The following is an 11,759-nucleotide window of genomic DNA, read 5'->3' as shown; positions in this document are numbered from 1 at the left end:
GCATCGAAATCAAAAACAAGTTTAATCAATAAATAATAAGTTTAGTATGGAACCAATTCTTAATTCTCAACTTCCTGAATTCAGTGTTCAGGCTTTTCATAATGGTAGTTTTAAAACAGTGACCAACAATGATGTTAAAGGTAAATGGGCTATTTTCTTTTTCTATCCTGCCGACTTTACTTTTGTTTGTCCGACAGAGTTGGTGGACGTGGCCGAGAAATATGATCAGCTTCAGGCAATGGGTGTCGAAGTGTATTCCGTAAGTTGCGATTCGCACTTTGTACATAAGGCATGGCATGATGCTTCCGATAGTATCCGTAAAATTAAGTATCCGATGTTGGCAGACCCTACAGGCGCTTTGGCACGTGCTTTTGGTGTGTACATTGAATCGGAAGGTATGGCTTATCGTGGTACTTTCCTGATTAATCCGGAAGGTCAGATTAAAGTGGCAGAGATGCATGATAATAATATCGGTCGTGATGCAAACGAATTACTTCGTAAAGTAGAGGCTGCTCAGTTTGTGGCTACCCACGATGGAGAAGTTTGCCCTGCCAAATGGAAGAAAGGGGAAGCTACCTTGAAACCGAGTATTGATCTGGTAGGGAAGATTTAACTTCTAATTTTCACCACTATGCTTGAATCCGCACTAAAAGAACAACTGAAAGGCATATTTGCCAATTTGGAAGGTAATTTTACCTTTGATATCTATGTATCCCCTCAACATGAACATCGCAATGAGCTGGTTGAGCTGCTGACTGATGTAGCTGATTGCTCTTCTCATATCTCTTGCCGGGTGAATGAGGGAAAGAGATTGGAATTCACTTTGTTGAAAAACGACCATAAAACCGGTATTACTTTCCGGGGAGTACCTAACGGACATGAGTTCACCTCTTTACTGTTGGCAATTCTTAATCTGGATGGGAAAGGTAAAAACTTTCCTGATGAACAGGTTTGTAACCGGGTGAAGGCTTTGAAAGGGCCGATACGGTTGACTACTTATGTCTCATTGACTTGTACCAACTGTCCCGATGTTGTACAGGTACTTAATGCCATGACTACGTTGAATGAGGCCATTACCCATGAGATGGTGGATGGCGCTCTTTATCAAGATGAAGTGGAAGCTTTGAAAATTCAAGGTGTACCTTCTGTTTTTGCCGACGGCAAGCTATTACATGTAGGACGTGGCGATTTCGGTGAACTTCTGTCTGAATTGGAAGCCCGATATGGTGTGGAGGAAAGCCGGATAGAGGCAACGGTGAAGAATTATGACGTTATTGTTGCCGGTGGAGGCCCTGCCGGAGTTTCTGCCGCCATTTATTCGGCCCGTAAAGGTTTGCGTGTTGCCATTGTTGCTGAACGTGTCGGTGGTCAGGTGAAGGAGACAGTCGGTATTGAAAATTTGATTTCTGTAGTACATACTACAGGGAATGAACTGGCTGATAACCTCAAAAGCCATCTCTTGCAGTATCCGGTTGATTTATTGGAACATCGGAAAATAGTATCAGTCGAAGTCATCGGGAAAGAAAAGGTGGTAACTACCTCTGTCGGCGAAAAGTTTTCCGCTCCTGCTTTCATCATTGCTACGGGGGCGAGTTGGCGTAAACTGAATGTTCCGGGAGAAGCTGACTATATCGGCAAAGGGGTTGCTTTCTGTCCCCATTGTGACGGCCCGTTCTATAAAGGAAAACATGTTGCGGTAGTGGGTGGTGGAAATTCCGGTATAGAAGCAGCTATCGATCTTGCCGGAATCTGTTCGAAAGTGACGGTTTTTGAATTTATGGATGAGTTGAAAGCTGATAGCGTTTTGCAGGAAAAAGCAAAAAGTCTTTCCAATGTCGAGATTTTTGTAAGTTCTCAAACGGTTGAAGTTATTGGAGACGGTGATAAGTTGACGGCTCTTCGTATAAAAGACCGTAAGACGGAGGAAGAGCGTCTGGTAGAGTTGGATGGAGTCTTTGTACAAATCGGCCTGGCTGCCAATAGCGCATCTTTCCGTGATGTTGTGGAGATGAATCGTTCCGGTGAAATTGTGATTGATACACATGGTCGCACCAATGTACCCGGTATTTATGCTGCCGGTGATGTTTCAACTGTCCCTTATAAGCAAATTATAATTGCCATGGGAGAAGGTGCAAAAGCTGCTTTATCAGCGTTTGAGGATAGGGTACGCGGAGTTATTTGACAAATAGGTTTTTCTTAGGAGATTTTTTTAAGAAGGATAATCGGTATTTCATGAAAAATCGCCAACTTTACTCACTGTTATGATAACTCTTAAAAAACGTACAGTATGAGAACCGTATTTCATTGCATGTGGTTGGTTGTGTTGTTGGTGGTGCCTTTTGTGTCCGGAATGGCAGCTTCTCCGGAAGTCGATGAATTTGAAATACTTATGGACAAAATACGGATGGATTTTGTCCATAATCCTTCGATAGAATCTGCTTTGTCCAAATACAATCCGGCTGATGGCTCGTTTACCGATATCGATTATAGTCGAACGGATCGTACAAACTGGGAGCCGTTGATTCATATCGATCGTATTTCTGATTTTGTTTTTGCTTATACGAATGAGGAAAATAAATATTTTCAGGATGAGGCGCTTTATGATAAGATTGTTGCAGCTCTTGAATATTGGTATCGGCGTAATCCGAATTGCAGTAATTGGTGGTACAACCAGATTGCCGAACCGCAAAAAACAGGTGTACTTCTGATTCAGATGCGGGCAGGGAAAAAGCAAATACCATCTGATTTGGAAAACAGGACGCTGCAACGGATGAAGGTGGAGGGCGGTGATCCCGGCAAATGGACCGGAGCCAACATGACCGATATTGCCTTGCATTGGATTTACCGGGCTTGCCTGACAGCTGATGAAGATTTGCTGAAAACGGCTATCGATTATTCGTATAGTACGGTTAAGTATACCACGGCTGAGGGGTTTCAGTATGATAATAGCTATTTTCAGCACGGTGTGCAATTGTATATCGGTGGATATGGTGACGAGATATTAAAAGGAGTGACGCAGGTGGCAATGTATACACAGGGTACTCAGTACGCTTTGCCTTCTGAGAAAATGGCTATTCTGGATAAGTTCATGCGGGAGACTTATTATCAGACCATTCGTGGTAAGTATATGTTGTTTGATGTATTGGGACGTGGAATGAGCCGTCCCGGTATTACCGATAAAAGCGCTATGTCTCTGTTTGCCAAACGAATGATTGTATTGGCTCCGGAGCATGCCGATGAATATCGGGCTATTGTGGAACGTCTGGAGGGACAAAGACCGGCCGATTATGGGATAACTCCTTTGCATACACATTACTTCCGGGGAGATTATACTTTGCATGTACGCCCGGGTTATACGTTTGATGTCCGTATGGTTTCTGCCCGTACGGCCCGATGTGAGTATGGTAATGGTGAGAATCTGAAAACTTATTTTCTTTCGGACGGTTGTACGAATATGGTTATTGACGGGGATGAATATTTCGGGATTTTCCCTGTGTGGAACTGGACAAAGATTCCAGGGGTGACGGCTCCACAAATGCCTGTTGTGCCGAAAGCTGCCAGTGACTGGCAAACACCGGGAACTGCCACATTTGCCGGTGGGGTTTCGGATAGTATTTATGGAGTAACCGCTTACGCTTACGATGATAGGTATGCCGGAATAAATACGGCTGCTAAAAAGGCGTGGTTCTTTTTTGATGATGAGATTGTATGTCTCGGGGCCGGTATTACCTCTACGGCAACAACGGATTTATATACTACTGTCAATCAATGCCTTCTTAAAGAAAAACCGGTTACCGCATCTGTAAATGACCGGATCACTACATTGGGAATGGGAGATTTCTCTTATGAAAATAATCTGAACTGGGTTTTGCACAATGGGATGGGATATATGTTTCCGTCAGGCGGTCGTCTGTCTCTTACCAATCGTATACAGACGGGAGACTGGTATGATATCAATACTGCGGCTCCTAAGGGCGAACAGGAAAAAGAGGTGTTTACATTGGGGTTTGAGCATGGACGGTCTCCTAAGAATGCGGCTTATGCTTATATAATTATTCCTAATAAAAATACAGTGGAAGAAATGGAGGCTTATCGGACTGATGATCTGGAGATATTGACCAATACTGATTCAGTACAGGTAGTCAGGCATAAGAAATTGGGTATCTGGCAGATGGTATTCTACCGGGAAGCGACCTTTAAGCATAAGCAGATAAGTGTAACGGTAGATAGAGGGTGTGCTTTGCTTTTTAAAGAGACAGATCGGACTATCACGCAGTTTCATATTGCAGATCCTGCTCAAACACAATCTGTAATTAATGTAGATATTCGTATACCTGCTAAAGTGAAGAAAACCCAAAGAGTGGTATGTGATTTTACCGGTACGGGAATTTATGCCGGAATGTCTAAGGTATATTCTCTCAAATGAATTATCTTCGCCGGGAGAATCGGAGAAATAAATAAAAGAAGATATGTTGGATTTAGAGCAATTGACAGCGGATGTATGCCGTATCGCTACTGCTGCCGGGCATTTTTTGAAAGAAGAGCGAAAGAATTTTCGTCGTGAATCAGTGATTGAGAAATGTACGCATGATTACGTCTCTTATGTCGATAAGGAATCGGAACGCAGATTGGTTACCGAACTTTCGGCTTTGCTTCCGGAAGCGGGATTTATTGCAGAGGAAGGTTCTGCTACATATAATGACGAGCCTTATTGCTGGGTGATCGATCCTTTGGATGGTACTACCAATTATATTCATGATAATGCGCCTTATTGTGTCAGTATCGCTTTGCGCAGTCGGGATGAGTTATTGCTTGGTGTTGTCTATGAAGTTTGCCGCGATGAATGTTTTTATGCATGGAAAGGTGGAAAGGCGTGGTTGAATGGTGAACCGTTACATATCTCCGATATCGATGATGTGACAAACGCTTTCCTGATTGTAGAACTGCCCTATAATGATGCGGCTTATAAGCAGATTGCCATGCATTTGCTTGATGATTTATATGGCAAAGCCGGTGCTATCCGTATGAACGGCTCTGCTGCTGCCGCTATTTGTTATGTAGCTGCCGGACGCTTTGACGGTTGGCTGGAGGCTTTCATCGGGAAATGGGATTATTCTGCCGCTGCACTGATTGTGCTCGAAGCCGGTGGGGAAGTTACGGATTTCTATGGAAGTAGAGATTTTATGGAAGGACATCATATTATCGCTACCAATGGTCATCTGCATGCTTATTTGCAGGATTTGGTGAAAGAGGTTCGTTTTTAGTGATAAGCGAGGTAGTGATAAGTACTGTGCGGAGGAAGAGTATATTGATAAAAGACTGGTTGGATGCTTTTCTTTCGATCTTTTTTCCGCGGTGCTGCCTTGTATGTGGTGGGGTGCTGGCAAAGGGAGAAGAGTGCTTGTGTGCCCGTTGTAACATGGACCTGCCTCGTACGAATTATCATCAAATGAAGGATAATCCGGTGGAGAAGCTTTTTTGGGGGAAAATTCCTTTGGAACGGGCTACTTCTTATTTCTTTTACCGGCGGGGAGGAGACACGCGGCGCATACTTCATTCACTGAAATATGGCGGGCAGAAGGAAATCGGGGAAATTATGGGGCGGCATCTGGCGGTGGAATTATTGTCTTCCGGCTTTTTTGAAGGAATCGATATGCTTGTTCCCGTCCCTCTTCACAAGAAAAAGGAAAAGCTTCGTGGCTATAACCAGAGTGAATGGATTGCCCGTGGAGTTTCGGTAATAACGTTGATACCCGTGTTCACTTCCGGTATGGTACGTGAGAAGAATACCGAGACACAAACTCACAAATCTGCTTTTGAGCGTTGGGAAAATGTGGACGGTATTTTTCGGGTTACTATTCCTGAATATTTTTCGGGTAAGCACATACTTATCATTGATGATGTGCTTACTACCGGAGCGACTATCGTAGCTTGTGCTTCTGCTTTTGACAAAGTGGAAGATATCCGTATCAGCATTCTGACATTGGCAGTAGCGGAGTAATGCCTCTTTTGGAGCTTACCTTTTAGAATGACTCGATTACTAACTCTGAAGCCAATAACCCTTCGATTGCCTTTCCGAATGCCTGAAAATGTGCAGATGCGGCATGTACACTTATGGCATTTTGGTCTTTGTACTCCTCATAAAAAATAAATGCTGTAGGATTGGAAGGATTTTGATAAAGGTTGTAACTGATGTTGCCCTCTTCTGCTCTTGTTCCCTGAATCAGCGGCTCAGCCTTACTGATAAATTCCTGTTCTTTGCCCGGGAGTACCTCGGCACGGGCTACGATTGTTTTCTTTTCCATAATGTTATGTGATTGATATGCTGCAAAAATAGATATTAGTCTTGAGAAAAGGCTTGGTTTACATCAAAAAATCAATTGTCATTCAGAAGTTCGTCGTATAATCGTGCTAAACGTTTCCGCAAATGAAGCACGGCATAGCGTTTTCTTGATATCAACGTGTTGACTGTGATACCTGTGGATTCGGATATTTCTTTAAAAGAAAATCCTTCCAGTTCTGTCAGTTTAAATATGGTGCTCTGTTCTTCCGGAAGTTCATTCATGGCATTTTCCAGTTCTTCCCAAACCAGTGAACGGATGAAATCCATTTCCGGTGAAGCATCCTCGTCTAAAAGCAGACCGGTGAGCTCACTGATAAATGATTGATCCTCTTCGTTATTGTGAACTTCGGGTAATGCTTCTTCACGCTTTTTGCGGCTCCAATCTATGATCTGGTTGCGCGTTACGGAATAGAGCCATGCTGATACCTGCTCAATAGGATTGGTTTCAATGTTTATTTTAGCAAGCTGATAGAAAACATTCTGCAAAATATCTTCGCAATCCTCTTTGGAGGGAACCCGCTTGGCAATGAAACCTTTCAGTTGGGCTTGGTATTTCCGGAAGAGCTCTGATACATATTGATTCTGATTATCTCCGATTTTCTGAGACTTTTTCTCATTCATGTGCTTCTTGCTCGTGGAATTTAGCCATACGGCTACGTATATAAGCGCGTTTTTCGTCCCAGGTCATATGTTTCATTCTGTCGTGCATTTCAATATGCTCTTTGTTGAAACGGAAAGTGTTTGCGGGATGAGGGAAACCGAATCCCTTGAATAAAATGCGGCATAGGATCAGCAATCCGGCAGCTTGCCAGTAATTGATGGTACTCCAGCCGATGATAGATGGAATTAACGCATTCCATAACAACATAACAATGACAGCAGCAACAGCTATCGACAATATTACAATGGTGATTCCCCGAAAGATGTGTACGGCATTTCTTCTTTTCATTTTCATATTTCTTTTTTGATTAATCTACTATTTTCTTTGTCATTAAGCGGATAGCGTCTTCCGGACAATATCTTTGACATCTGCCACAACCGGTACATTCATCCGGACGTACCGCCCAAGCCCATTTATATCCGCCTTCTTCTGCAAGAGATATTACATTTCTGCGACATTTGTCTATGCATGTTCCACAACCGGTGCACTTGGCATCTATAATGAGTAAAGATATGATTTTTCTACTTCTTATTCCAAACATATTTCTAACTTGTTTTTATTCAACTGATTTTTATTTGATGGTATACCTTCTACTGTTGAAGACGAATCAGCACCGAAGATATTTTAAAGAAAAGTGTTTTTGTGTGTCGTTTTCGCACTTGTTACGATGGGATAGTCTTTGTATGGATATTAGAGAGTGAGAACGGCCCTTCACCCTGTATTGCCGATGAATAAGACTTAGAACTTATGTGTGGGTGTATCAAAAATCGTTTATAAAAAAAGGCTCGCCATTATGGCGAACCTTCTTGCTCTTCCTCTTGGACTTGAACCAAGGACCCTCTGATTAACAGTCAGATGCTCTAACCGACTGAGCTAAGGAAGAATGTCTTGCAACTGAGATTTTCGAACTTTGCTCTTCCTCTTGGACTTGAACCAAGGACCCTCTGATTAACAGTCAGATGCTCTAACCGACTGAGCTAAGGAAGAATGTTTTTCTCAATTGCGATGCAAAAGTAATAGGATATTTTGAAATATGCAATATCTTTGCAAAAAAAATATTGAAATGGACAAAATAATTGGTTTGGGCAATGCCCTTGTAGACGTACTTGCAACCTTGAAAGATGATACTCTGCTTGATGAAATGGGTTTACCGAAGGGGAGCATGCAACTCATCGATGACATTAAGTTACAGCAGATTAACGAGAAATTTGCTAACATGAAAACCCATCTTGCAACCGGCGGATCAGCAGGAAATACCATTCTCGGACTCTCTTGTCTCGGAGCAGCAACCGGTTTTATTGGAAAAGTGGGAAATGATGATTATGGGAAATTTTTCCGCGAAAATCTGCAAAAAAACAATATTGAAGATAAAATTCTCCTCTCTGATTTGCCTTCGGGGGTAGCTTCCACTTTTATTTCTCCTGGTGGTGAGCGTACTTTTGGTACTTATTTGGGAGCAGCCTCCACTTTGAGAGCCGAAGACTTATCTTTGGATATGTTTAAGGGATATGCTTACCTATATATTGAAGGATATCTGGTGCAAGATCACGATATGATTCTCCGGGCTATTAAATTAGCGAAAGAAGCCGGTCTGCAGATATGTCTTGATATGGCAAGTTATAATATCGTTGAAAATGATAAAGAATTCTTTTCCTTATTAATAAGTAAATATGTGGATATTGTGTTTGCTAATGAAGAAGAAGCAAAAGCGTTCACTGGAGAAGAACCTGAACAGGCTTTGGAAACGATAGGCAAACAGTGTAGTATTGCCATTGTAAAGATAGGTTGCAGAGGGTCTTTGATCCGTAAAGGTACGGAGGAGGTAAGGGTATCTGCTATTCCTGTGGCGAAAGTGATAGATACGACCGGAGCCGGTGACTATTTCGCTGCAGGGTTTTTATATGGTTTGACCTGCGGTTATTCATTGGAGAAATGCGCAAAAATAGGTTCTATTCTTTCGGGAAATGTTATACAAGTTATTGGAACCACTATCTCAAAGGGACGTTGGGATGAAATAAAGTTAAATATTAACGAAGTTCTGTCTGAATAAGCAGGTAATGAGTTACTTTTACGTTTCATTTTAACTAAAAGTGTATGAAAAAGTTTCTGAATAGGCGAAATGGTATCATTGTAGCAATTGTATTGATTACTGTTGCGTTCTTTAGTTTTAAAAGCGGTGACGACCGTAATTTTCAGATCGCTAAGAATCTGGACATATTCAATTCTATTGTAAAAGAGCTGGATATGTTTTATGTAGATACGATTGATCCTAACAAGACGATCCGTGAGGGAATCGATAATATGCTGTATTCTCTTGATCCTTATACCGTATATTATCCTGAAAATGATCAGGATGAATTGGAAATGATGGTGAAGGGGTCCTATGGTGGTATCGGATCTTTAATCAGATATAATCCCAAAAGCAAATATACGGTAATTGCCGAACCTTATGAAGGAATGCCGGCAGCAGAGAGTGGACTCAAAGCCGGAGATTTATTGTTAGAGATCGATGGAAAGGATTTGAAAGGGAATTCGGATGTGAGCACGCTGCTTCGTGGACAGGTAGGTACCAGTTTTAAACTGAAAGTACAACGTCCCGGTGTAAAAGAACCACTCGAATTTAATATTGTACGTCGCTCTATTCAGATGCCGACTATTCCTTATTATGGAGTCATGGACGGCCAGGTCGGCTATATTAACCTTAGTAGTTTTTCCGGAAACCCTTCAAAAGATTTCAAGAAAGCTTTTCTTGATTTGAAGAAACAAGGAATTACTTCATTGGTGATCGATTTGCGTAATAATGGCGGTGGTTTGCTGGATCAGGCGGTGGAGATTGTGAATATGTTTGTGCCGCGTGGTAAAACGATTGTGACAACAAAGGGTAAAATCAAGCAGGCAAGTAATACCTATAAAACTCTACGCGAGCCGTTGGATACCGATATTCCGATTGCAGTGTTGGTAAATAGCGGTACGGCTTCTTCTTCGGAAATTCTTTCCGGATCATTGCAGGATCTTGATCGTGCTGTCATTGTGGGTAATCGTACTTATGGAAAAGGTCTGGTACAGGTGCCCCGTTCTTTGCCCTATGGCGGTAATTTGAAGATCACTACTTCCAAATATTATATTCCCAGTGGTAGGTGTGTGCAGGCTATAGATTATGCACATCGTAATGAAGATGGCAGTGTGGCACGTATTCCCGATAGTTTGACAACAGTCTTTCATACAGCTGCCGGACGTGAAGTGCGGGATGGGGGCGGAGTAAGTCCCGATATTGAAGTGAAGCAGGAACGGTTACCCAATATTTTGTTCTATCTGGTACGTGATAATTTGATTTTTGATTATGCAACGGACTATTGTCTCAAACATCCGGCCATTGCTTCGGCAAAAGAATTTGAGTTGACGGATGCTGATTACGAAGAATTTAAGAATAAGGTGAAAGGGGCGGATTTCAAGTATGACCAACAAAGTGAGAAGATTTTAAATACTCTGAAAGAAGCAGCCGAATTTGAGGGCTATATGAAAGATGCTTCTGATGAATTCAAGGCATTGGAGAATAAGCTTAAGCACAATCTGGATCGCGATCTTGATTATTTTTCTAAAGATATAAAGAAGATGATCGCCGAAGAAATAATTAAGCGCTATTATTACCAAGAAGGTGCAATCATTCAGCAGTTGAAGGACGATAAAGACTTGGATGAGGCTGTTAAGGTTTTGACGAATCCGGAACGTTATCAACAGATATTGAGTGTAACTGCCGTTACTGCAAAAAAAGAATGAGAATAATATGTCAATGTACCGGTTGCTTGCGCTATTTTCCCAACCGGTATATTGAAATATAGTGGAATTTATAAAAGAGTACAGAATATGTGCTCTTTTTTTTATGGAGTAATATCTGTAATATGGTTATTTGATGAATATAGTGTATCTTTACGTTTAATTTTCAATTAGATAGAAGAATATATGCGAAAGATTTTTAGTTTTTACTTGCTGTGTCTGTTAACTGTTTCAAGCTGGGCACAAGAGAATTATCAAAAGAAAGAATTTGTTTCTTCTTTCGGTGATTCATTGTCATACCGTCTGTTACGACCGGAAAATGAACAAGCCGGTAGTAAATATCCGCTTGTTCTTTTTCTGCATGGTGCCGGAGAACGGGGAAGTGACAATGAAAAGCAGCTTACACATGGTGCACAGATGTTTCTTAATCCGGTGAACCGTGAAAAATATCCGGCTTTTGTTTTAATCCCGCAGTGTCCGGCAGATGCTTATTGGGCATATACATCCCGTCCGGCCTCGTTTTTCCCGGCAGAGATGCCTGTGGTACAGGACATATCTCCGATATTCAAATCATTGAAGGAGTTATTGGATAGTTATTTGGCTTTGCCACAAATCGATAAGAACCGTATTTATATTATAGGGCTTTCAATGGGAGGAATGGGGACATATGACATGGCTATCCGCTTTCCGGAGGTGTTTGCGGCAGCTATTCCTATTTGCGGTACGGTCCATCCAATCCGGTTGGCAAACGCTAAAGGAGTGAGATTTCGTATATTTCATGGAGATGCGGACAATGTAGTAACGGTAGAAGGTTCCCGTATGGCTTATAGAGCATTAAAGGCGGCCGGTGCTGATGTGGAATACATTGAATTTCCGGGATGTGGTCATGATAGTTGGACTCCGGCATTTAATTATCCGGGATTTATGGATTGGCTGTTTAGCCAAAAGAAGAAATAAGAATAAAAACAAGGACGCGTTCCT

The 11,759-nt window shown here is 42.0% G+C and carries 12 protein-coding genes and 2 tRNA genes; 8 read left to right on the top strand and 6 right to left on the bottom strand.

The window, feature by feature from the left end; genetic code table 11:
• Nucleotides 1-46 precede the first annotated feature (46 nt).
• The 5 genes from ahpC (at nucleotide 47) to RB604_RS02945 (ending at nucleotide 6,001) form a co-directional block, all read left to right on the top strand.
• A complete protein-coding gene (ahpC, locus tag RB604_RS02965) occupies nucleotides 47-613 on the top strand; it encodes an alkyl hydroperoxide reductase subunit C (RefSeq protein ID WP_005928647.1) in 567 nt (188 codons plus the stop codon).
• 18 nt (nucleotides 614-631) lie between these two features.
• On the top strand, nucleotides 632-2,182 hold the full coding sequence (ahpF, locus tag RB604_RS02960; RefSeq protein ID WP_055293761.1) for an alkyl hydroperoxide reductase subunit F: 1,551 nt from the start codon (nucleotides 632-634) through the stop codon (nucleotides 2,180-2,182).
• A 105-nt stretch (nucleotides 2,183-2,287) separates the two neighbouring features.
• Nucleotides 2,288-4,426, top strand: a complete 2,139-nt coding sequence (locus tag RB604_RS02955) for a polysaccharide lyase 8 family protein (RefSeq protein ID WP_007479860.1) — start codon at nucleotides 2,288-2,290, stop codon at nucleotides 4,424-4,426.
• Between the two features lie 43 nt (nucleotides 4,427-4,469).
• Nucleotides 4,470-5,264, top strand: a complete 795-nt coding sequence (locus tag RB604_RS02950; RefSeq protein ID WP_055293759.1) for an inositol monophosphatase family protein — start codon at nucleotides 4,470-4,472, stop codon at nucleotides 5,262-5,264.
• Nucleotides 5,264-6,001: a ComF family protein gene (locus RB604_RS02945; RefSeq protein WP_055293757.1), complete on the top strand. Its 738-nt coding sequence runs from the start codon at nucleotides 5,264-5,266 to the stop codon at nucleotides 5,999-6,001. Before RB604_RS02950 ends, RB604_RS02945 begins: the two co-directional genes overlap by 1 nt.
• A 22-nt stretch (nucleotides 6,002-6,023) precedes the next feature.
• Here RB604_RS02945 and RB604_RS02940 read toward each other — a convergent pair whose 3' ends face one another.
• The 6 genes from RB604_RS02940 to RB604_RS02915 form a co-directional block, all read right to left on the bottom strand.
• On the bottom strand, nucleotides 6,024-6,305 hold the full coding sequence (locus RB604_RS02940) for a putative quinol monooxygenase (RefSeq protein WP_007479865.1): 282 nt from the start codon (nucleotides 6,303-6,305) through the stop codon (nucleotides 6,024-6,026).
• A gap of 71 nt (nucleotides 6,306-6,376) precedes the next feature.
• Nucleotides 6,377-6,964: an RNA polymerase sigma factor gene (locus RB604_RS02935; RefSeq protein ID WP_005928661.1), complete on the bottom strand. Its 588-nt coding sequence runs from the start codon at nucleotides 6,962-6,964 to the stop codon at nucleotides 6,377-6,379.
• A complete protein-coding gene (locus tag RB604_RS02930; RefSeq protein ID WP_005928663.1) occupies nucleotides 6,957-7,292 on the bottom strand; it encodes a hypothetical protein in 336 nt (111 codons plus the stop codon). The genes RB604_RS02935 and RB604_RS02930 overlap by 8 nt, the downstream gene beginning before the upstream one ends.
• A gap of 19 nt (nucleotides 7,293-7,311) precedes the next feature.
• On the bottom strand, nucleotides 7,312-7,545 hold the full coding sequence (locus RB604_RS02925; RefSeq protein WP_005928665.1) for an ATP-binding protein: 234 nt from the start codon (nucleotides 7,543-7,545) through the stop codon (nucleotides 7,312-7,314).
• 268 nt (nucleotides 7,546-7,813) lie between these two features.
• A tRNA-Asn gene (locus RB604_RS02920) sits at nucleotides 7,814-7,887 on the bottom strand.
• A gap of 30 nt (nucleotides 7,888-7,917) precedes the next feature.
• A tRNA-Asn gene (locus RB604_RS02915) sits at nucleotides 7,918-7,991 on the bottom strand.
• Between the two features lie 76 nt (nucleotides 7,992-8,067).
• Here RB604_RS02915 and RB604_RS02910 point away from each other — a divergent pair.
• The 3 genes from RB604_RS02910 to RB604_RS02900 all read left to right on the top strand — a co-directional run bounded on the left by RB604_RS02910 (nucleotide 8,068) and on the right by RB604_RS02900 (nucleotide 11,735).
• The gene (locus tag RB604_RS02910) at nucleotides 8,068-9,054 is read left to right on the top strand and encodes an adenosine kinase (protein ID WP_005928667.1); all 987 of its coding nucleotides are present in this window, start codon (nucleotides 8,068-8,070) and stop codon (nucleotides 9,052-9,054) included.
• A 44-nt stretch (nucleotides 9,055-9,098) separates the two neighbouring features.
• Nucleotides 9,099-10,781, top strand: a complete 1,683-nt coding sequence (locus RB604_RS02905) for a S41 family peptidase (protein WP_005928670.1) — start codon at nucleotides 9,099-9,101, stop codon at nucleotides 10,779-10,781.
• A gap of 183 nt (nucleotides 10,782-10,964) precedes the next feature.
• Nucleotides 10,965-11,735 carry a carboxylesterase family protein gene (locus RB604_RS02900; protein WP_055293755.1) on the top strand — a complete coding sequence of 257 codons (771 nt, stop codon included), beginning with the start codon at nucleotides 10,965-10,967 and terminating at the stop codon, nucleotides 11,733-11,735.
• Nucleotides 11,736-11,759: the final 24 nt, after the last annotated feature.

This window comes from Bacteroides salyersiae, from assembly GCF_031172035.1.
GTDB lineage: Bacteria > Bacteroidota > Bacteroidia > Bacteroidales > Bacteroidaceae > Bacteroides > Bacteroides salyersiae.
This window is presented reverse-complemented; position numbering and strand designations above follow the sequence as displayed.